This is a genomic window from Shinella sp. GW821-FHT10F02 (assembly GCF_058809275.1).
In genome coordinates, this window is record NZ_JBXASL010000003.1 from 132,297 (window position 1) to 152,284 (window position 19,988).

At 63.4% G+C, this 19,988-nt stretch carries 17 protein-coding genes and 1 riboswitch; of the genes, 9 read left to right on the forward strand and 8 right to left on the reverse strand.

Annotated elements, in window-relative coordinates; all coding sequences use genetic code 11:
- Positions 1 to 156 precede the first annotated feature (156 nt).
- Both AC1RWL_RS10465 and AC1RWL_RS10470 read right to left on the reverse strand, forming a co-directional pair.
- Positions 157 to 1,320, reverse strand: a complete 1,164-nt coding sequence (locus AC1RWL_RS10465) for a polyamine ABC transporter substrate-binding protein (RefSeq protein WP_439627921.1) — start codon at positions 1,318 to 1,320, stop codon at positions 157 to 159.
- Between the two features lie 38 nt (positions 1,321 to 1,358).
- Positions 1,359 to 2,435 (reverse strand): ABC transporter ATP-binding protein, encoded by a 1,077-nt coding sequence (locus AC1RWL_RS10470; protein ID WP_493094822.1) that lies wholly within the window; start codon positions 2,433 to 2,435, stop codon positions 1,359 to 1,361.
- Positions 2,436 to 2,631: 196 nt separating this feature from the next.
- On the opposite strand from AC1RWL_RS10470, the gene AC1RWL_RS10475 reads away from it, so the two are divergent.
- Positions 2,632 to 3,423 (forward strand): helix-turn-helix transcriptional regulator, encoded by a 792-nt coding sequence (locus AC1RWL_RS10475; RefSeq protein ID WP_493094821.1) that lies wholly within the window; start codon positions 2,632 to 2,634, stop codon positions 3,421 to 3,423.
- A 246-nt stretch (positions 3,424 to 3,669) separates the two neighbouring features.
- On the opposite strand, the gene AC1RWL_RS10480 is transcribed toward AC1RWL_RS10475, so the two are convergent.
- The 6 genes from AC1RWL_RS10480 to AC1RWL_RS10505 all read right to left on the reverse strand — a co-directional run bounded on the left by AC1RWL_RS10480 (position 3,670) and on the right by AC1RWL_RS10505 (position 9,561).
- The gene (locus AC1RWL_RS10480) at positions 3,670 to 4,146 is read right to left on the reverse strand and encodes a 6,7-dimethyl-8-ribityllumazine synthase (protein WP_439616366.1); all 477 of its coding nucleotides are present in this window, start codon (positions 4,144 to 4,146) and stop codon (positions 3,670 to 3,672) included.
- A 93-nt stretch (positions 4,147 to 4,239) separates the two neighbouring features.
- Positions 4,240 to 4,389: riboswitch (FMN riboswitch) on the reverse strand.
- Between the two features lie 208 nt (positions 4,390 to 4,597).
- Positions 4,598 to 5,659: an ABC transporter ATP-binding protein gene (locus tag AC1RWL_RS10485; RefSeq protein WP_256117226.1), complete on the reverse strand. Its 1,062-nt coding sequence runs from the start codon at positions 5,657 to 5,659 to the stop codon at positions 4,598 to 4,600.
- 8 nt (positions 5,660 to 5,667) lie between these two features.
- Entirely contained in the window at positions 5,668 to 6,456 is a 789-nt protein-coding gene (locus AC1RWL_RS10490; protein ID WP_256117224.1) for an ABC transporter permease, read from the reverse strand.
- Positions 6,453 to 7,322, reverse strand: a complete 870-nt coding sequence (locus tag AC1RWL_RS10495; protein WP_256117222.1) for an ABC transporter permease — start codon at positions 7,320 to 7,322, stop codon at positions 6,453 to 6,455. Before AC1RWL_RS10495 ends, AC1RWL_RS10490 begins: the two co-directional genes overlap by 4 nt.
- A gap of 152 nt (positions 7,323 to 7,474) precedes the next feature.
- Positions 7,475 to 8,578: an ABC transporter substrate-binding protein gene (locus AC1RWL_RS10500; protein ID WP_305111293.1), complete on the reverse strand. Its 1,104-nt coding sequence runs from the start codon at positions 8,576 to 8,578 to the stop codon at positions 7,475 to 7,477.
- 104 nt (positions 8,579 to 8,682) lie between these two features.
- Positions 8,683 to 9,561 (reverse strand): MurR/RpiR family transcriptional regulator, encoded by an 879-nt coding sequence (locus tag AC1RWL_RS10505; protein WP_439616439.1) that lies wholly within the window; start codon positions 9,559 to 9,561, stop codon positions 8,683 to 8,685.
- A 190-nt stretch (positions 9,562 to 9,751) separates the two neighbouring features.
- Here AC1RWL_RS10505 and AC1RWL_RS10510 point away from each other — a divergent pair, with 190 nt between their 5' ends.
- From AC1RWL_RS10510 to AC1RWL_RS10545, 8 genes are all read left to right on the forward strand, one after another.
- A complete protein-coding gene (locus AC1RWL_RS10510) occupies positions 9,752 to 10,516 on the forward strand; it encodes an N-formylglutamate amidohydrolase (RefSeq protein WP_493094959.1) in 765 nt (254 codons plus the stop codon).
- Positions 10,517 to 10,648: 132 nt separating this feature from the next.
- Positions 10,649 to 12,169, forward strand: a complete 1,521-nt coding sequence (locus tag AC1RWL_RS10515; protein WP_493094820.1) for an amino acid permease — start codon at positions 10,649 to 10,651, stop codon at positions 12,167 to 12,169.
- A gap of 76 nt (positions 12,170 to 12,245) precedes the next feature.
- On the forward strand, positions 12,246 to 13,610 hold the full coding sequence (locus AC1RWL_RS10520; RefSeq protein WP_439627978.1) for a glutamine synthetase family protein: 1,365 nt from the start codon (positions 12,246 to 12,248) through the stop codon (positions 13,608 to 13,610).
- A gap of 203 nt (positions 13,611 to 13,813) precedes the next feature.
- A complete protein-coding gene (locus tag AC1RWL_RS10525; protein ID WP_256117211.1) occupies positions 13,814 to 15,193 on the forward strand; it encodes an aldehyde dehydrogenase family protein in 1,380 nt (459 codons plus the stop codon).
- Positions 15,194 to 15,198: 5 nt separating this feature from the next.
- Positions 15,199 to 16,344, forward strand: coding sequence for an iron-containing alcohol dehydrogenase (locus AC1RWL_RS10530; RefSeq protein ID WP_493094819.1), 1,146 nt, complete (start codon positions 15,199 to 15,201; stop codon positions 16,342 to 16,344).
- Between the two features lie 164 nt (positions 16,345 to 16,508).
- The gene (locus tag AC1RWL_RS10535) at positions 16,509 to 17,246 is read left to right on the forward strand and encodes an AAA family ATPase (RefSeq protein WP_493094818.1); all 738 of its coding nucleotides are present in this window, start codon (positions 16,509 to 16,511) and stop codon (positions 17,244 to 17,246) included.
- Positions 17,247 to 17,478: 232 nt separating this feature from the next.
- Positions 17,479 to 18,195 carry an AAA family ATPase gene (locus AC1RWL_RS10540; protein WP_439616363.1) on the forward strand — a complete coding sequence of 239 codons (717 nt, stop codon included), beginning with the start codon at positions 17,479 to 17,481 and terminating at the stop codon, positions 18,193 to 18,195.
- A gap of 239 nt (positions 18,196 to 18,434) precedes the next feature.
- On the forward strand, positions 18,435 to 19,958 hold the full coding sequence (locus AC1RWL_RS10545; protein WP_493094817.1) for a methyl-accepting chemotaxis protein: 1,524 nt from the start codon (positions 18,435 to 18,437) through the stop codon (positions 19,956 to 19,958).
- Positions 19,959 to 19,988: the final 30 nt, after the last annotated feature.

The window sequence follows — 19,988 nt, forward strand, 5'->3', positions numbered from 1 at the left end:
CTCATCCGGCCTGCCGGCCACCTTCTCCCCGCAAGCGGGGAGAAGGAAATGTGTGGCTGCGTCCCGTTCCCTCTTGAAAGGAATGATACGGCGCCGCTGATCCCTTCGCCCCGCTTGCGGGGAGAAGGTGCCGGCAGCCGGATGAGGGGCTTTCCGCTAAGCCGACTTGAACCGTGCCATCAGCTCCGCACGCGCCGGGTCGGTCAGCGTCACCGCCGCGCCGAATTCCAACGGGGTCAGCGCGGCCTCGTCCGGATAGACGATCTTGTTGCCGGTGATCTCGGCGGGCAGCAGGGAAAGCACGCGGCTGTCGGTGGTGGGCGCACCGTTGGCGACGTGTTCCTTCACGGCGTTTTGCGGGTCCATCAGGAAGTTGAGCAGCGCATAGCCGGCCGGCTTGTTGGCGGCGCTCGTCGGCACGGCGTAGAAATCCGACCAGATCTCGCCGCCATCCGTGCCGAGCACGAACTGGATTTCGGGAATGTCGCGGTTGAGCTGCGCGCCGTCATTGGTCCAGCACATGGTCATCCAGGCATCCGAGGCGCGCATGGAGGGCTGGTAGTCGCTGTTGATGGCGTAGAGGTGCGGCTTGACCTTGATCAGCAGTTCCTCGGCCTTGGCCAATTCCTCCGGCTTCACCGAATTGAAGGAGAAGCCGAGCGAGACGAGCGCGTTGCCGATGGTGGTGAGCTGGTAGTCGTGCACCATGGCGCGGCCGTCGGCCTCGGTCATGGCGACCTCGAAGAATTCCTTCCAGCTGGTGACCGGCGATTTCACCTTGTCGGAGTTGAACGCGATGCCCGTCGTGCCCCAGTTCTTCGGCAGGGCGAAAACCTTGCCGTCGACGGTGCCTTCGTTGGTGAAGCGGGTGTTCTGCGTCTTCGGATCGAAATTCGGCACTTTGGCGAGGTCGATCGGGTCGATCAGGCCGAGGCTCACATAGGTGGAGATCGTGTAGTTGGTGGGCACGAACAGGTCCCACCCGGTGCCGCCGGCCTGGAGCTTTGCCAGCATCTCCTCGTTCGAGCCGAAGACGTTGACCTCGACGGCAACGCCGGTCGCGGCGGTGAAGGCCTCGAAGGTTGCCGGGTCGTGATAGTTCGGCCAGGTGGCGAGCGACATGGCGGAGCCAAGGTCTTCTGCCGCATAGGCTTCCGACGTGAAGAGGCCGGGCTGGCGGGCCAGCACGGCGGCGGCGAGGCCGAGGCCGGTGACGCCGAGGAAGTGGCGGCGGGTGACCGAGCCGCGCTTCAGGCGCATGAATTCTTCCGTCAGATCACGGGCACTGATCGGGGCATTCTCTCTGAACCATTTGGACATCACACTGTTCCCTTGTTGTCGTGACGGGCCTGTTTCCCTCAGGCCGGAAAGATATGCGCTGTACCGGGATCGAAGCTTATTGCGACCCGCTCGCCCGGTGCGACGAGGTCGTTTTCTGATTGGCTCTGGCGTTCGGCCGTGATGAGGAAGTCGCCGAGACCATCGACGGCGACGGAATATTCGGCGGCCGAGCCGAGGAAGATGCGGTGTGTGACGATGCCTTCCAGCGTGGTGGCGCTCGCATTGCGGGAAAGGCGGATCGCCTCCGGCCGGAGCGCCACGGTGACAGCGCCGGGGGTGAGGTCCGTCCGCCCGGAGGCGAGCGCCGAACCATTGCCGAGGCGCACCATGCCGCCGGCTTCCATCGTGCCTTCGAAGCGGTTCGTCTTGCCGACGAAATCGGCGACGAAGAGGTCGGCAGGGCGATCATAGACTTCCTGCGGGGTGGCGAGCTGGCGGATGCTACCGGCGCTCATCACGCAGACGAGGTCGCTCATCGACAGCGCTTCCTCCTGGTCGTGGGTGACGAGCACGAAGGTGATGCCGAGGTCGCGTTGCAGCGTTTGCAGCTCGATCTGCATGGCGGTGCGCAGCTTCTTGTCGAGGGCGGCGAGCGGCTCGTCGAGCAGCAGCACGGAGGGCTTGTTGACCAGCGCGCGGGCGAGCGCCACGCGCTGCTGCTGGCCGCCGGACATTTCATGGATGCGGCGCTTTGAAAAGCCGGAAAGGCGGACCATTTCCAGCGCCTGGCCGACACGGCGGGAGATTTCGGCGGCCGGCAGTCTCGGCCGCAGTTGCTTCAGCCCGTAGGCGACGTTCTGCTCGACGTCGAAATGCGGGAAGAGTGCATATTGCTGGAAGACCATGTTGACCGGGCGGCGATAGGCCGGCACGCCATTGGCCACATTGCTGGCGATCAGCACCTCGCCCTCCGTCGGCTGCTCGAAGCCGCCGATCATGCGCAGGCACGTCGTCTTGCCGCAGCCGGACGGCCCGAGAAGGGCGACGAAGGCGCCCTTGGGCACGGCGAGATTGATGTCGGAGACCGCGGTCACCGCGCCATAGCGCTTGGTCACCGAACGGAACTCGATGTCGTTCGTTGGGGCGGATGTCACGTCTGTTCCCTGCGGTTGTTGGTCTCTCAGCGATCTCTGCCGCTTTGGCCACCGTCGGGAGGAATGCTAGTCAGCCGCCGGTGGGCGGTATATACCCCGAGAGAGGTATTTTATCCGTAAATCGGCTGTGGGAGGAGTATATCCCACGAGCGGTGAAAAACGGCCGCCATTGGGGAATCGGAGGAGCGTCGGCGCCATGCGAGTCGATTTCACGGGCCTTTTCCGCGCGCTTGCCGGCTGGGCCGGCGAGACGGAGGTTTCCGACCGGCAGACCGGCGAAACCCTGCTCGCCATGATGCGCGCCCTGGTGCGCTTCGACGATATCGTCATCTTCGCCTATCGCGACAAGGCCCGGCCGATCGACCTGTTCAGCACCTTCGATGCGGATGACCACCACATCTACGTCACGCTCTACCAGGCCGGCCCCTACCTGCTCGATCCGTTCTACCACACGACCCGCGCGGAGAAGGCCGGCGTCTTTCGCATGCGGGAGCTGGCGCCGGACCGGTTCTTCTCCAGCGAATATTTTCGCACCTATTATTCGCAGACCCGGCTTGCCGAAGAGCTCGGTTTCTTCGTGCCGACGGCGGATGGCGTGACGGTGGTCGTGTCGCTGATGCGCCGGGAAAAGACCGGCGTCTTCCCGGCGCCGGAGCTTGCCTTGCTCCACGACGCCGAACCCTTCGTCGCCGCCTTCGTGCGCCGTGCCTGGGGCGATCTTGCCGGGCGCTTTGCCGGACCGGGACGAGGGCGGCGGGCGGAGCCGGTGAGCGAGGCGGACCGCGTCTGGCGCAAGCTCAACCTCACGGACCGGGAGGCCTCGATCATCGAGCTGGTGTTGCAGGGCCATTCGTCGGAATCGATCGGCCTGAAACTCGACATTTCCACCGGCACGGTGAAGGTCCACCGCCGCAACGTCTACCGCAAGCTCGGGATTTCGTCGCAGATCCAGTTGCTGTCGATCTATTTGAAGAACCTTCAGTCGTAGCAACGGTGGTGGACACCCCCTCATCCGCCTGCCGGCACCTTCTCCCCGCGGGGGAGAAGGGGAAAACGAGACGTAGCATCCTTTCCTTCCCTTCTCCCCCGCGGGGAGAAGGTGGCCCGAAGGGTCGGATGAGGGGGCTTTGCCGACAAACAAAAAAGCCCGGCATTGCTGCCGGGCTCCTTCGAGTCTTTTCAATGATTTGCCGTCTCAAGCTGCCGGAATGATTCCGGTCGTTGAGACGTCGATTCAGGAAACGGTCGCCAGCGCCACCTGCGCCCGCGCATCGATGATCTGGCGCGCGGCGTTCGCAGCTTCCTTGCCCTTCAGGACGAAGTGGTCGCGGAAGAAGGCGATGTGGGCTTCGGATTCCTGGAAATTGTGCGGCGTCAGCACGGCCGAAAGCACGGGCACGTTGGTGTCGAGGCCGACGCGCACGATGGCGTCGACCACGGTGCCGGCGACGAAATCGTGGCGGTAAATGCCGCCGTCAACGACGAGCGCCACGCCGAGGATCGCCGAATAGCGGCCGGTGCGGGCGAGGAGCTGGGCGTGCAGCGGGATTTCGAGTGCGCCGGGCACGTCGATGATGTCGACGTCTTCCGCGCGGCCGCCGAGTGCTGCCCATTCGGCAACAAAAGAATCGACTGCCTGATCGACGATGCCTGCGTGCCAGCGGGCACGGATGACGGCGATCCGGGAGACGGGGGTTGCATTCGCATTCATGTCTAGGCCTTTCAAGGGTTGAGCCATTTTTCAATGATCCCCTTGGGCGAACACGCACGAGGTTTGAAACCCGACCGAAACCGGGTGCCTCCTGCTTGCCCTCTTCCATCCGGACTATGACCGTCGGCTCCGGCATCGCACCGGATCTGCTGACCCTTCCGTTTGGGGCGGAAGGCGCTCGCGGGCTCCTGGATCGCTCCAGATACCGCCGGTGGGGAGTTTCACCCCGCCCTGAGAACGATGGAAGATTAGCCGGCCGTCGCCCGGAGATCAAATCCCGAGGCGACGGAAAACACGCAAATCACGACAGATTTTTCCACGCCGCGGCGGAAAAATAGAATGATTGAAGCGTTCCCGGTGAACTCCGGTTCACCGGGAACGCTCCAGGTTTTTGTTCTCGCCGCATTATCCGACGCCGACGCGATGCCGCTTCGGCTGGAAATGCTCTAGCTCAGTCGCGGATGATCAGAAGATCGCCGGCGGTGAATCGCAGCGTGGCGGTCTCGCCGACGGCCGGCGGCACGAGGCCGGGGCTGTTGAACATGTCGAAGGAGATGACGGCGGGGCCGACCTTCATGCGGGTGCGGATGACCGAGCCGAGGAAGTTGGAGGAGATGACCTCGCCGGTCAGCGCCGTGTCGCCCTTGGCATCCGGCGCCGTCGAGCCCGCTTCCGGGCGCAGCGCCAGCGAGACCGTGTCGCCGACCTTCACATTGCCGAGCGGCTCGCGCAGCGTCACGCCCTGGTCGCCGATGGTGATGCGGTTCGCGACAGGGTCGACGACCTTGGCCTCGATCAGGTTCAGCGTGCCGACGAAGTTTGCGACGAAGCGGGTTGCGGGGCGATTGTAGATCTCCGCGGGCTTACCGATCTGGTCGGCCTTGCCGGCATTCATGACGACGATGCGGTCGGAGATCGACAGCGCCTCTTCCTGGTCATGCGTGACGAAGACCGTGGTGATGCCGAGCTGCTGCTGGATCATGCGGATTTCTTCGCGCAGCGACACGCGGATCTTGGCGTCGAGCGCGGAGAGCGGCTCGTCGAGCAGCAGCACCTGCGGCTTTGGTGCCAGCGCGCGGGCGAGCGCCACGCGCTGCTGCTGGCCGCCGGACATCTGGTAAGGGTAGCGTTCGGCGAGGTGGTCGAGCTTGATGAGGCCGAGCATTTCCTTGACGCGCGCGTCGATCTCGGCTTTCGGCTTGCCGGCGATCTTGAGGCCGAAGGCGACGTTTTCCGCCACGTTCATGTTCGGGAAGAGGGCGTAGGCCTGGAAGACCATGCCGATATTGCGCTGGTTGGGCTTCAGGTTCGCCTGGCTCTTGCCGTTGACGGTGATCGAGCCGCCGGTCGGCGTCTCGAAGCCGGCGATCATGCGCAGAACCGTCGTCTTGCCGCAGCCCGACGGGCCGAGAAAGGAGACGAATTCGCCCTTCTCGATGGCCATGTTGAAATCCTTGACGACCTGCACCGGGCCGAAGGCCTTCTGGATGTTGCTGAGATTGAGAAACGACATGGAGATCCTCAGGCCTTGAGCGGCGCGGTTTTCTGGAAGCGGGAGACGAGTTGCAGGAAGCCCATGCTCAGCCACGTGATCGCAAACGCGATGATGGCGAGCGCGGAGGGCTCATAGGCCTTGTTGGCGCCGACGAGCTGGAGATAGGGACCGAAAGCCGGCCGGTTCAGCAGGGCGGCCATGGTGAACTCGCCCATGACGATGGCGAAGGTGATGAAGGCGCCGGAGAGCACGCCGCTCATGACATTCGGGAAGATGCAGCGGAACATGATGGTCGGCCACTTCGCGCCGAGGCTTTCGGCGGCCTCGGTCAAGGTCGCGACGTCGATGGCGCGCATCGCCGTGTCGACCGCCCGGTACATGTAGGGCAGCGACAGCGTCATGTAGGAGAACATCAAAAGCACGTTGGTGCCGCTGGTCGTGTTGGTGAGCGGCAGCCAGGACGACGAATTGTAGAGGCGCAGGTAACCGAAGACGATGACGATGGCCGGGATGACGAGCGGCAGCAGCGTGATGAACTCGATCACCGGGCGGATCTGCGGCAGGCGCAGGCGCACCCAATAGGCGGTCGGCACCACGAGCAGCATGCCGAAGACGATCGTCAAGAGCGCCATCAGCATGGAATAGCCGAAGGTGGCGCGGAACTGCAGGTCGGAAAACACCGACTGGTAGGCGTCGAACGTGTACTCGCCGCGCCGCATGCGCAACGAGAATTCGAAGGTGCCGATGAGCGGCACGATGAAATAGATGACGCCGATGGCGATGGCGATCCAGGCGAGGAGGCGGGACGACTTCATTTCTGCCACCGTTCAGCGCGCGAGCGCAGCCAGATGTAGAGGATATTGGAGGCGCCGGTGATGACGATCATGCCGAGCGCCAGCGCATAGCCGAGGTTTGGATTGTGCAGCACGTCGCCGCGGATCTGCGCGTAGAGCAGGATCGGCACGATGTTGAGCGAGGAGCCGGTCAGCGCATAGGCCGTGGCGATGGCGCCGAAGGCATTGGCGAACAGCAAGAGCGTCGTGCCCATCAGGCTCGGCCAGAGAATCGGCAAGGCGACCAGGCGCCAATATTGCCAGTTCGAGGCACCGAGGATTTCGGAAGCTTCGCGCCATTCCTTCTTCAGGCCGTCCAGCGCCGGCGTCAGGATCAGCACCATCAGCGGGATCTGGAAGAACATGTAGGTGATGGTGAGGCCGAAGAAGGAGAGGAGGTTGAAGCCGGTCGAATAAAGGTTGAAGCCGAACCACTCGTTGAGAAACACCGTCACGAGGCCGGTGCGGCCGAGCGTGGCGATGAAGGCGAAGGCGAGCGGCACGCCGGCGAAATTGGAGGCGACGCCGGAGAAGGTCAGCATGCCCGAGCGGATCCAGCTCGGCAGCCCGCCGAGCACGATGGCCCAGGCGAGGAAGAAACCGATGAGCGCGCCGCCGAGCGAGGAGGCGACGGATACCTTGATCGAGATCCAGTAGGCGCTAAGGATCGTCGGATGCGTCAGGTCCTTGATGTTCTGGAAGGTGAATTCGCCCTGCGGGTTGAAGAAGGCGCCGGCCACCAGGTAGAGCGTCGGCAGGATGAGGAACATCAGCGCAAAGATCATGAAGGGCGCGATACCGAGCCAATCGATGACCTTGCGACGGTCTATCAGGGTTGCGGTGCTCATAGGGGCGGCGGGTCCCGGGTGCGAGGCGAGGAAAGAATTTCAGAGAAAAGAATTTCAGACGGAAACGGCTGGCGCGCAATCGTGACGCACACCAGCCGGGAATGCCAGGCCCTTCCCGCCGCGGACGGCGGGAAAGGGGTATCTGCACGATGTTACTGGACGTTGGCGCCGACGACGCTGTCCCACTTCGTGGTGATCACGCCCTTGCCGGCTTCCTGCTCTTCGAGCGTCGGGAAGACAGCCTTTTCATAGGCTTCTGCCGGCGGCAGCTTGTCGAGCATTTCCTGCGGGATCTTGCCGTTCTTGGCGAGATCGTTGAAGCGGATCGGGTGGCAATAGCCCTTCAGGTAACCGAGCTGGCCTTCGTCGGAATAGAGGTATTCCATCCAAAGCTTGGCAGCGTTCGGGTGCGGTGCGAAGGCCGAGATCGCCTGGACGTAGACGCCGGCGACGACGCCGGTTGCCGGGACGACGACTTCGAGCGGCGGGTTGCCGCCGAGCGTGTCGCGCCAGGACAGGCCGTTATAGTCCCAGGCGATGACGATCGGGGTCGAGCCCTGGGCGAGCGAAGCGGACTTGCCGATGACCGGAACGAAGTTGCCGGCCTTGTTGACTTCGGCAAACAGCGCCAGACCGGCTTCACCGATCTTCGCCGCGTCCTTTTCACCGGTGGCGAGACCGGCAGCGTAGGCGGCCTGAACGGCCTGGTTCGACGTGCGCGGGTCGCCGGCGAGTGCTACGGCGTTGGCGTAGTCGGCCTTGGTCAGGTCCTTCCAGTCCTTCGGAACTTCCTTGACGATGTCGGTGTTCACGACGAACGAGAGAACGCCGTAATAGTCGCCGTACCAGTGGCCGTCAGCATCCTTGGCGCTGTCCGGGATCGAATCCCAGGTTTCGACCTTGTAGGGCTGGATCAGGCCTTCGGCCTTGGACGACGGGCCGAAGGACAGGCCGACGTCGATGACGTCCGGAGCCTGGTCGCCGGTGTTGCCCTTGTTGGCCTTGATGGCTTCGATTTCGTCGCCCGAGCCTGCGTCCGGGTTCAGTTCGTTGACCGTGATTTCCGGGTACTTGGCCTTGAAGCCGGCAATGATGTCGCCGTAGCCGCACCAGGAATGCGGAAGCGCGATGGTCGTCAGCTTGCCTTCGGCCTTGGCGGCGGCGACGAGCTCGGCGCTCGGCTCGGCAAAGGCAAACGAGGAGGACGCAACCACCATTGCGGTGGAGAGCGAAAGCAGGCGTCTCGTATGTGACATCACGGGTGTTCTCCTTGTTGTGAGTCAGTCAACTTCGGCGAAGCTGATACTGGCGACAGATGAAGCTTATGTGACAGTTTTGTTTCGGTTTTTTCGTATGCCTGTCAGGATTTGCCAGAGACCTCCGGCCGGGGTTTTCGAAAAAGCCGGCTGGCCTCGAAGAGGCCCTCCAGCGTCTTCATGCGATCGCTGGTCTCTTCCCAGCCCGAACTCTGCACCGCTTCGATGAGCGCCTCGACGATAAAAAGCGTCACGACAGACGAATCCCAGGCCGACGGCGCCTCGATATGGACGCGAAAAACCTTCGCGGCGACCTTGGCGACGGGCGAGGCCCACTGGTCGGTGAAGAGCACGATCTCGACGCCTCGCTCGCGGGCGATCCGGCCGAGCGTCTCCATTTCCTGCTCGTAGCGGCGGATGTCGAAGATGACGAGCACGTCGCCCGCCTTCATGTTCAGCACGTAATGCGGCCATGAACTCGGATTGGAGGCGATCTGGGTGACGTGCGGGCGGATGACCTGCAAATGGGTGAAGAGGTAGTCGGCAAGCGCCTTGGTGATGCGCCCGCCGATGATGTAGATGCTGCGCTGGCGGTCGGCGAGGAGGGCGCTCGCCCCGTTGAACTCGGCGGTCTCGACCTGCGACAGGGTCTGGCGCAGGTTGTTCATGATCGCATCGGCAAAGCGGTTCAGGATATGCGTGCCCGGCGCGTTGGCCGCCCAGCGGTCGTGTTTGCTGATCGGGCTGGAAAGCGTTGCTTCCAGCTCATGGTGCAGGCGGGCCTGGAAATCCGGAAAGCCGCGGAAACCAAGCTTCTGCACCATGCGGGCGACCGTCGGGGTCGACACGCCGGCGTTTTCCGCGACCGTCGTGATGGAACCGAGGCCGGAGACGGGATAATTGTCGAGCAGCGATGCGGCCAGCTGTTTTTCGGCACGAGTGAGCGTGGCGAAATGAGCATGGATCACATCCGACACCGTCATGGATGCTTGGTTAAGCGTCAAATTCTTCCCCTGCGGCCCGGTCTTTCGCCGGGCTTTTGAAGATAAAACGCACTGTCACAATTCAAGTCAAATGTTTTTTTGAAGAGATTTTTTCATTGGACCGTTGACATGGACAAAACTGTGAAGAATTCTCTTCAGAAATGACAAGAGCCGGTCGAGGGGATCAGGCCTGATGGGAATTCTGACTGGAGAGGAGGGCGACCCCGTCGCCCTTGAAAACAGTGCTGCGCGTGGCCGGGTGATCCTCGTCTGCGAGCATGCCTCCCGCTTGCTTCCGAAGGCGCTCGGTACGCTGGGCCTTACGGAGGAAGCGCTCGCAAGCCACATCGCCTGGGATCCCGGCGCGCTCGCCGTGTCGCGCCTCATGGCGAGAAGCCTTGACGCGACGCTGGTTTTCCAGCGTTTCTCGCGCCTCGTCTATGATTGCAACCGCCCGCCCGAATCGCCGGCCGCCATGCCGGAAAAGAGCGAGGTCTTCGAGGTGCCGGGCAATGCAGGCCTCGACCAGGCGGCGCGCGACGCCCGCACCGAGGCGCTCTACCTGCCGTTCCGCAAGGGGCTCGGCCGCCTTGTTGAAAACCGGATCGCCGAGGGGCGGCCGCCGGTCATCGTGACCATGCACAGTTTCACGCCGGTCTATTTCGGCAAGCCGCGTGCCGTCGAGATCGGCATCCTGCACGATGCCGATACGCGGCTTGCCGATGCCATGCTGGCCGCGGCCGGCGAAAAAAGCCTTTACGACACCCGCCGCAACGAGCCCTACGGGCCGGAAGACGGCGTGACGCATACTTTGAAAGAGCACGGCCTCGCAAACGGCCTGCCCAATGTGATGATCGAGGTCCGCAACGACCTCATAAAAGACGAAGCCGGCCAAGGGGTCGTGGCCGACTATCTGACGGGACTGCTCCTCAAGAGCCTGCCCGCCATACAATAAAAAGACCCGGGGAGCGGCATGTCCGCGGAGACCGCGGCGGACCGGGGAATTGGCCCTGGCCTCGCCGAATGCACACGTCGGGAGCCTTCCGCCACGCAGCGGCAGGCCGGCGGCAAACAGGAGAGAAGGGTAATGGATAATTCACAGACGGGGGTCAGCTACAAGCGCGCTGACGCCTCCTATTTCGAAAAGCGCGGGCTTTCGCGCTATGCCGGCGTGTGGTCGCTCTGGGCGCTCGGCGTCGGCGCGGTCGTCTCCGGCCATTTTTCCGGCTGGAATTTCGGTTTCGCCACCGGCGGCTGGGGCGGCATGCTGGTTGCCGGCATCATCATCGCCATCATGTATCTGGGCCTCACCTTCTCGATTGCTGAGATGAGCCCGGCACTGCCGCATACGGGCGCGGCCTATTCCTTCGCGCGTACCGCGATGGGGCCGTGGGGCGGCTTCATCACGGGGTTGTGCGAAAACGTCGAATACGTGCTCACGCCGGCCGTCATCGTGACCTTCATCACGGCCTATGTGAACTCGATCCTCGGGCTCGATCCCGTCTATTCACCTTTATTGTGGATATTGTTCTACGCGCTGTTTCTGGCGCTCAACATCTTCGGCCTGGAACTTTCCTTCAAGGTGACGCTGATCATCACCCTGATTTCGCTCGCGGTTCTGGTGTTCTTCTGGGTCAGCGCCATCCCGAACATGGACTTCTCGCGTTACGCGCTGAACATCGGCGTCGGCCCGGACGGTGCTGCCGTCGAACTGCCGGAAGGCGGCGGCGACTGGTTCCCCTTCGGCTTCTCGGGCGTGCTCGCAACGCTTCCCTTCGCCGTCTGGCTGTTCCTCGCCATCGAGCAGCTGCCGCTGGCGGCTGAAGAATCCGTCGATCCGAAGCGCGACATGCCGAAGGGCATCATCCTCGGCATCATCACGCTGATGGTCTCGGCCTTCATGATCGTGCTGCTCAACCCGTCGCTTCCGGGCGTCGGCGCCTTCCAGCTCAGCACCTCGCTGGAGCCCCTGCTCGACGGCTTCAAGTCGATCTACGGCGACAGCGGCGTGGTCATCCTCGGCCTCGTGGCCCTTACCGGCCTGATCGCGAGCTTCCACACGATCCTTTACGCACAGGGTCGCCAGGTCTACTCGCTGTCGCGCGCCGGCTACTTCCCGACCGTGCTTTCGCTCACCCATTCCAAGTATCGCACGCCGCATGTGGCGATGCTCACGGGTGCGATCGTCGGCCTCGCCGTCATGCTGATCATCTGGTTCTCGCTCGGCGCCGAACAGGGCGGCAGCATCATCGGCAGCGTTCTGCTCAACATGGCCGTCTTCGGCGCGATGTTCTCCTACATCATGCAGGCGATCTCGTTCATCATGCTGCGCAAGAAGCTGCCGAACATCGAACGGCCGTTCCGCTCGCCGCTCGGCATTCCCGGCGCTGTGCTGACGATCGTCATCGCGGTCATCACGCTGCTCTACCAGGTCCAGGACCCGAACTTCTCCAAGGGCGTGATCTGGGTTGCCGTGTGGTTCGCGATCGCCATCGCCTACTTCGCCTTCGTCGGCCGCCATCGCCTGATCCTCTCGCCGGAAGAAGAATTCGCGATGGAGCACGGCGAAAAGGCTGCTGCGACCACGGCGGCTGCCTTGAAAGCCTGAGCCAAACCTTCAACAGCGGCCCCGCGCCTTTGCGGCGGGGCCGTTTTTCATTCAAACGATCGGACATCCCATGAGCATGACTTACACATTCGATGATCTGAAGAAGGATGTTGCCGACGGCCGCATCGACACCGTTCTCGCCTGCCTCGTCGACATGCAGGGCCGTCTCATGGGCAAGCGTTTTCACGCGGTCTATTTCGTGGAAAGCGCCTTCGAGGAGACGCATAGCTGCAACTACCTGCTCGCCACCGACATCGAGATGGAGACCGTTGCCGGCTACAAGTCGACGAGCTGGGAAGCGGGCTACGGCGACTATACGATGAAGCCGGACCTCTCGACGCTGCGCAAGCTGCCCTGGCTCGAAGGCACGGCGCTGGTTCTCTGCGACGTGCTCGACCACCACACCCATGAGGAAGTGCCGCATTCGCCGCGCGCCATCCTCAAGAAGCAGGTGAAGCGGCTGGAAGCCATGGGCCTGAAACCCTTCATGGCGAGCGAGCTCGAATTCTTCCTCTTCGACCAGACCTTCGACGATGCGCGCGAAAGCGGCTACCGCGACCTGCGCCCTGCATCGGGCTATAACGAGGACTACCACATCTTCCAGACCACCAAGGAAGAGGACGTGATGCGGGCGCTGCGCAACGGGTTGCAGGGCGCCGGTATTCCGGTGGAGAATTCCAAGGGCGAGGCCTCGCCCGGCCAGGAAGAGATCAACGTGCGGTATGCGGAGGCCGTCACGATGGCCGACCGGCATTCGATCATCAAGAACGCCACCAAGGAAATCGCCTGGCAGCGTGGCAAGTCCGTCACCTTCCTTGCCAAGTGGAACTACAATTCCGCGGGCTCCTCGTCGCATATCCACCAGTCGCTGTGGAGCGTGGACGGCAAGGAAGCGAAGTTCTTCGATAAGGAAGCCAAGTATGGCATGTCGGAGCTGATGCGGAACTATGTGGCGGGCCTCTTGGCGCATGCCAGCGAAATCACCTATTTCCTCGCGCCTTACATCAATTCCTACAAGCGCTTCGTCGCCGGCACTTTCGCGCCGACCAAGGCGATCTGGAGCAAGGACAACCGCACGGCCGGCTATCGCCTGTGCGGCGAGGGCACCAAGGGCATCCGCATCGAATGCCGCGTCGGCGGCTCGGACCTCAATCCCTATCTCGCAATGGCCGCGCTGCTTGCCGCCGGCATTGCGGGCATCGAGGAGAAGCTGGAGCTGGAAGCACCCTTCGTCGGCGATGCCTATGGCGGCAAGGATGCCCGCGAGATCCCGAAGACCCTGCGCGGCGCCACCGCGGCGCTGAAGGATTCCAAGATGCTGCGTGACGCGTTCGGCGACGACGTCATCGAACACTATGTCCGCGCGGCCGAATGGGAGCAGGAAGAGTACGATCGCCGCATCACCGACTGGGAGGTGGCGCGGGGCTTCGAGAGAGCGTAGAAGCGTTTCGGGAATTGCCCCTCACCCTAACCCTCTCCCCGCAAGCGGGGAGAGGGGACGTGCCCTGAGGACGGGTATTGGTCGGGTAAAACCGTGCGGCATACCCCTTCGCCCCGCTTGCGGGGAGAAGGTGCCGGCAGGCGGATGAGGGGCAACCGGAGCGTCAAAACCAGAATTCCGAAAGAACCAACAGGAAGTCGATCATGACTGTGATCAAATGCATATCCCCCGTGGATGGCTCGGTTTACGCCGAGCGTGAGTCCCTGCCGCTGGCAGCGGCGCAGGACGTCGTCGCCCGCGCAAAGAAGGCGCAGAAATCCTGGGCGAAGCGCCCGCTGGAAGACCGTATCCAGCTTGTCCTGAAGGGTGTCGCCCGCGTCAACGAGATGGCGGACGAGATCGTGCCGGAAATCGCCTGGCAGATGGGCCGCCCGGTGCGCTATGGCGGCGAGTTCAAGGGCTTCAACGAACGCTCCAACTATGTGGCCGAGATCGCCGGCTCGTCGCTGGCGCCGATCGTCATCGAGAACAGCGAGCGCTTCGAGCGCCGCATCGAGCGCGAGCCGCATGGCGTCGTCTTCGTCATCGCGCCGTGGAACTATCCCTACATGACCGCGATCAACACGATCGCCCCGGCGCTGATGGCCGGCAACACGGTCATCATCAAGCATGCCGCGCAGACGCTGCTCGTTGGCGAGCGGCTCGTGCGCGCCTTCAACGAGGCCGGCGTGCCGGAAGATGTCTTCCAGAACGTCTTCCTAGACCATGACACGACCTCGGCGCTGATCGCCGGCAATGCGTTCGATTTCATCAACTTCACCGGCTCCGTCGAAGGCGGCCGCTCCATCGAGCGCGCCGCTGCCGGCACCTTCACGCCGGTCGGCCTGGAGCTCGGCGGCAAGGACCCGGGCTACGTCATGGAAGACGCGGACCTGGATGCGGCCGTCGATACGCTGATGGACGGCGCGACCTACAATTCCGGCCAGTGCTGCTGCGGCATCGAGCGCGTCTACGTCAACGAGAAGCTCTACGACGCCTTCGTGGAAAAGTCGGTCGCCTGGGTGTCGAACTACAAGCTTGGCAACCCGCTCGATCCCGAAACGACGCTCGGCCCGATGGCGCACAAGCGTTTTGCTGCGACCGTGCGGTCGCAGATTGCCGATGCCGTTTCGAAGGGCGCCAAGGCGCTGGTCGATCCGAAACTCTTCCCGGCCGATGACGGTGGCGCCTATGTAGCCCCGCAGGTGCTCGTCGATGTCGATCATTCGATGGAGTTCATGACGGAAGAAACCTTCGGCCCGGCCGTCGGCATCATGAAGGTGAAGAGCGACGAAGAGGCGCTCGCGCTGATGAACGACTGCAAGTACGGCCTTACCGTCTCGCTGTGGACGAAGGATTCTGACCGCGCCGCCCGCATCGCCCGCGATCTGGAGACCGGCACCGTGTTCCAGAACCGCGCCGACTATCTCGACCCGGCGCTCTGCTGGACGGGCGTCAAGGAAACGGGCCGCGGCGGCTCGCTCTCCGTCATCGGCTTCCACAATCTCACCCGACCGAAATCCTATCACTTCAGGAAAGCTTGAAGAGCATGACCATCACCGCCAACTGGAGCTACCCGACCGCCATCAAGTTCGGGGCAGGGCGCATCAAGGAACTGGCCGATCATTGCAAGGCGGTCGGCATGAAGAAGCCGCTGCTCGTCACCGATCGCGGCCTGTCCACGATGCCGATCACGCAGAACGCGCTCGATATCCTGGACGCCGCCGGCCTCGGCCGCGCGATGTTCGCCGATGTCGATCCGAATCCGAACGACGAGAATCTTGACGCCGGCGTCAAGGCCTTCAAGGACGGCGGCCATGACGGCGTCGTCGCATTCGGCGGCGGCTCCGGCCTCGATCTCGGCAAGGCGGTCGCCTTCATGTCGGGCCAGACGCGCCCGGTCTGGGACTTCGAGGATATCGGCGACTGGTGGACGCGCGCCAATTCCGACGGCATCGCGCCGATCGTCGCCGTGCCGACGACGGCCGGCACCGGCTCGGAAGTCGGCCGCGCTTCCGTCGTCACCAATTCCGAGACGCACACCAAGAAGGTGATCTTCCACCCGAAGTTCCTGCCTTCGGTGACGATCTGCGACCCGGAACTGACGGTCGGCATGCCGAAGGTCGTCACGGCCGGCACCGGCATGGACGCGTTCGCCCATTGCCTGGAAGCCTATTGCTCGCCGTTCTACCACCCGATGAGCCAGGGAATCGCGCTTGAAGGCCTGCGTCTCGTCAAGGAATACCTGCCGCGCGCCTACAAGGACGGCACGGATATCGAGGCCCGCGCCAACATGATGTCGGCTGCCGCCATGGGTGCTGTCGCCTTCCAGAAGGGCCTCGGCGCAATCCACTCGCTGTCGCACCCGGTCGGCGCCATCTACAACACGCACCATGGCATGACCAATGCCGTCGTGATGCCGCCGGTGCTGACCTTCAACCGCCCGGCGATCGAGGCGAAGATCGCAAGCGCTGCCGCCTATCTCGGCATTGCCGGCGGCTTCGACGGCTTCTTCGACTATGTGCTGCGCCTGCGCGAAGAGCTCGGCGTGCCGGACAAGCTGTCGGCGCTCGGCGTCGGCACGGACCGCATCGACGAGATGTCCGCCATGGCGATCGTCGACCCGACGGCCGGTGGCAACCCGGTGGAACTGACGCTGGACGCCGCAAAGCGCCTCTTCGTCGAGTGCATCTGACAATCAAAAAGGGCGGCGGTCGCAGGATCGCCGCCCCGATTTCTACTCCCTCAATATTACGGATTGCATCGCGCACCGGTTGTCATCAAAATGTCATTCTACTGTCATGATTTGCGAGCCGCTTTTTCCGGCGCGGCGTGACGGTCTGATGCGGCGGTAAAGTGATGGCGGTCATATCCATAGCGAACGCCAAGGGCGGTTCGGGCAAGACTACAGCGGCGGTGCTGCTGGCGAGTGAACTCGTTGAGCGTGGCGCACGCATCTGCCTTCTCGATTGCGACGACTTGAAACTGGCTGCCACCTGGGCGCGGGCCGCAAGGCTCGGCGAGGGCCTGATGCTCGTCGAAAACGTTGCCGCCTCCAATCTTGCCAGCCCGCTCAGGGCCATGCGCAGCAGCCACCACCATGTCATCATCGATCTTTCCGGCGCGCGCGATGCGCTGGTGGCGCTGGCCGTTGGGCTTTCCGATCTCGTTTTGGTGCCCGTGCAGGGCTGTGCCATGGACAGCCGGGGTGCTGCCCATGTGCTCGAACTCATCGATCTCGTCAGCGCCAATGCACACAAGCCGATCAACCGGGCCGTCGTGCTGTCGCGCGTCAATCCGCTCGTCACCACCCGGGCGCTGCGCAATGTGAAGTCGGTGCTGGATGCGGCGAAGATCCCGGTGGTCTCGACGCCGATCATCGAGCGCAGCGCGTTTCGCGACATGTTCGAGACTGGCGGCACGCTCCATTCGATGCAGGGCGGCCGGATCAGCAATCTCGACAAGGCCGTCGCCAACATGCAGGCCTTTGCCAGCGACGTGCTGCGGCTCGTCGGCGCGGAGGAAAGCTGGAAGCCGCGGGTGAGGGCGGAGATTCGCGCCGCCGCGTCGGATGGACAGTCGGCGGCGGCGTGGTAGGCACCCCTCAATTCTTACCGTTAATTATTGACAAAAGCCCGGAAACCACAGGTTTTCCGGGCTTTTTCCTTTCAGGCCGCAAATTCGCGCCGTCATCTCATTAATCTTCGCGATGCGGAAATTTCCACTTCGTTAACCATGTTTTGAAAGATTTGAGGAAGCGGGCGCCATTTGCATGAGGGTCGCCTGACGAGAGCGATGACCAAGCTCGCAGCATTTTTTGAGGTAAGACATGCCAGTCATCACATTTGCCAATGCCAAGGGCGGCGCGGGCAAGACCACCGCTGCCCTCATCCTTGCAACGGAGCTTGCAAGCCAGGGCCATCGCGTCACCATTCTCGACGCCGACCCGCAGCGCTGGATCAGCCACTGGCACGAGATTTCCGGCCGCCAGCGCAACATCGCCGTGATCTCGGAAGTCTCGATGGCCTCCATCCAGTGCCATATCCGCGAGAACCGCGACACGACGGACTATTTCATCATCGACCTCGCCGGTGCGCGTGACGCGCTCGTCGCCACCGCCATCGGCCTGTCGGATCATGTGATGATCCCGGTGCAGGGCTGTGCGATGGATGCGCGCGGCGCCGCGCAGATCCTTGAACTCCTGAAGCAGCTCGACGAGAAGGCGGGCATCCGCATCAACCATTCGGTCGTGCTCACCCGCATGAACGCCATGGTGACAACCCGCGCCATGACCACCATCAAGGGGCTGCTGTCGGCCCGCGGTGTTACCGTGCTTGATACGCCGATCGGCGAGCGCACGGCTTTCCGCGACATTTTCGACTGTGGCGGCACGCTCTACTCGATGGACCCGGCCAAGGTGAGCAACCTCGACAAGGCGCGCGAGAACGCGCGGCTCTTCGCCGAAGAAGTGCTGCGCCTCATGCCGGTGCGCAAGCGCACGTCGACCGAGCGCGGCTTCTTCCGCACGATCCAGCGGGCGGCCTGATCCCAGGACTTGACGAAAGACAAAAACGGCTGCGACCAATTGCGCAGCCGTTTCCCAAGATTGCACGCCCGCTGGTAATGAACAATTTACCACGGCTAACCTAGTGATATCGCAACAGAAAGCTTGATCCGCGGAGGCCCGGCGCCTCCGGCAGGACCCATGACGGGTCGCGGGACCGGCATCGCCGCCCCGATGGATATTGTTTTTCCATTTCCATAGCCGTCAGGATACCCGCAAGAATGAAGCCGACCCCTGCGACCGCCAGCCAGAACCACGACATCGCGCGCCGTCTGGATTATCTCGGCCTCGACGAGCCGGCCCTGAAGCGGCTGCGCAGCCTGAAACCCTTCATCGAGAAGGAACTCGGCCCGGCGCTCGACAAGTTCTACGCGATCGTGCGCAAGAGCCCGGAGGTCAACCACCTGTTTTCCTCCGACGCCCATATCGACCGCGCCAAGAAGGCGCAGATCGGCCATTGGGCAAACATCGCCGCCGGCGATTTCACCGGCGATTATGCTACCAAGGTGCAGACGATCGGCCATGTGCATGCGCGCATCGGGCTGGAGCCGCGCTGGTATATCGGCGGTTATGCGCTGATCGTCGAACATCTGCTCGCCGAGGCCGTGAAGTCGCTCTGGCCGAAGCCGGGCCTCTTCAGCCGCCAGGAGATCACGCCGGAAGAGTTCGCCGCAAAGTTCTCCAGCCTGCTCAAGGCGATGTTCCTCGACATGGACCTTTCGATCTCGGTCTATATGGATACGTCCGACGTCACCAAGCAGCAGGCGGTGCAGGCGCAGGTCGTGGCCGAAGAGCGCAAGATCGTCGGCGACAGTTTTGGCGCGGCGCTGAAGCGCATTTCCGATGGCGACCTGACGGCGCGCATCAGCGGCCCGCTGCCGCAGGCCTATGAGGCACTGCGCGACGACTTCAACCATGCCATGTCGACGCTGGCACAGGCGATCGGCAATATCGGCGTCGGTGCCGGCTCGATCCATCTCAGCGCCCAGGAGATCGCGGCCGCCTCCGACGATCTCGCCAAGCGCACGGAGCGGCAGGCGGCGAACCTTGAGGAGACGGCGGCGGCTGTCGAACAGGTCACGACCACCGTGCGCCAGACCGCACAGAGCGCCAACGAGGCGAATGCGCTCGTGATGGCTGCGCGCGACAATGCGCAGCGCGGCGGTGAGGTGGTGGAACATGCGATCGTCGCCATGGGCGAGATCCAGGCCTCGTCCTCGGCCATCGCCAATATCGTCGAGGTGATCGACGAGATCGCCTTCCAGACCAACCTGCTGGCGCTCAATGCCGGCATCGAGGCTGCGCGGGCGGGCGAGGCGGGGCGCGGCTTTGCGGTCGTTGCCTCGGAAGTGCGCGCCCTTGCCCAGCGCTGTGCGGATGCCGCCAAGGACATCCAGAACCTCATCGTCAAGTCGCATGGCCAGGTCGAGGATGGCGTGCGGTCGGTCAATGAGGTCGCCCAGTCGCTGCGCCAGATCGTGTCGCAGGTGGTGGATGTCAGCGCGGTCTTCAACACCATCCGCTCCAGCACGGCGGAGCAGGCGACGGGCCTTCAGGCGGTCAACCAGGCGGTCAACGCCATGGACCAGATCACCCAGCAGAATGCCGCCATGGTCGAGGAGGCCAATGCCGCCAGCCAGGCGCTGACGCAGGAGGCGGCGTCCATCGCCGCCCAGCTCAGCGCCTTCCGCACCGGCGGTACCGCCCAGCCGGCGCAGGGCTCCGGTTACACGCGCGCCGCCTGAACCATCGGCATCAGAGCGGCGTGGTGCGCC

Excerpts from the sequence above, each read along its gene's own strand:
- AC1RWL_RS10465 (WP_439627921.1), bottom strand. The coding sequence starts at position 1,320 with ATGTCCAAATGGTTCAGAGAGAATGCCCCGATCAGTGCCCGTGATCTG.
- AC1RWL_RS10515 (WP_493094820.1), top strand. The coding sequence starts at position 10,649 with ATGGATAATTCACAGACGGGGGTCAGCTACAAGCGCGCTGACGCCTCC.
- AC1RWL_RS10525 (WP_256117211.1), top strand. The coding sequence starts at position 13,814 with ATGACTGTGATCAAATGCATATCCCCCGTGGATGGCTCGGTTTACGCC.
- AC1RWL_RS10505 (WP_439616439.1), bottom strand. The coding sequence starts at position 9,561 with ATGACGGTGTCGGATGTGATCCATGCTCATTTCGCCACGCTCACTCGT.
- AC1RWL_RS10500 (WP_305111293.1), bottom strand. The coding sequence starts at position 8,578 with ATGTCACATACGAGACGCCTGCTTTCGCTCTCCACCGCAATGGTGGTT.
- AC1RWL_RS10485 (WP_256117226.1), bottom strand. The coding sequence starts at position 5,659 with ATGTCGTTTCTCAATCTCAGCAACATCCAGAAGGCCTTCGGCCCGGTG.
- AC1RWL_RS10475 (WP_493094821.1), top strand. The coding sequence starts at position 2,632 with ATGCGAGTCGATTTCACGGGCCTTTTCCGCGCGCTTGCCGGCTGGGCC.
- AC1RWL_RS10490 (WP_256117224.1), bottom strand. The coding sequence starts at position 6,456 with ATGAAGTCGTCCCGCCTCCTCGCCTGGATCGCCATCGCCATCGGCGTC.
- AC1RWL_RS10545 (WP_493094817.1), top strand. The coding sequence starts at position 18,435 with ATGAAGCCGACCCCTGCGACCGCCAGCCAGAACCACGACATCGCGCGC.
- AC1RWL_RS10540 (WP_439616363.1), top strand. The coding sequence starts at position 17,479 with ATGCCAGTCATCACATTTGCCAATGCCAAGGGCGGCGCGGGCAAGACC.
- AC1RWL_RS10480 (WP_439616366.1), bottom strand. The coding sequence starts at position 4,146 with ATGAATGCGAATGCAACCCCCGTCTCCCGGATCGCCGTCATCCGTGCC.
- AC1RWL_RS10535 (WP_493094818.1), top strand. The coding sequence starts at position 16,509 with ATGGCGGTCATATCCATAGCGAACGCCAAGGGCGGTTCGGGCAAGACT.
- AC1RWL_RS10495 (WP_256117222.1), bottom strand. The coding sequence starts at position 7,322 with ATGAGCACCGCAACCCTGATAGACCGTCGCAAGGTCATCGATTGGCTC.
- AC1RWL_RS10520 (WP_439627978.1), top strand. The coding sequence starts at position 12,246 with ATGACTTACACATTCGATGATCTGAAGAAGGATGTTGCCGACGGCCGC.
- AC1RWL_RS10530 (WP_493094819.1), top strand. The coding sequence starts at position 15,199 with ATGACCATCACCGCCAACTGGAGCTACCCGACCGCCATCAAGTTCGGG.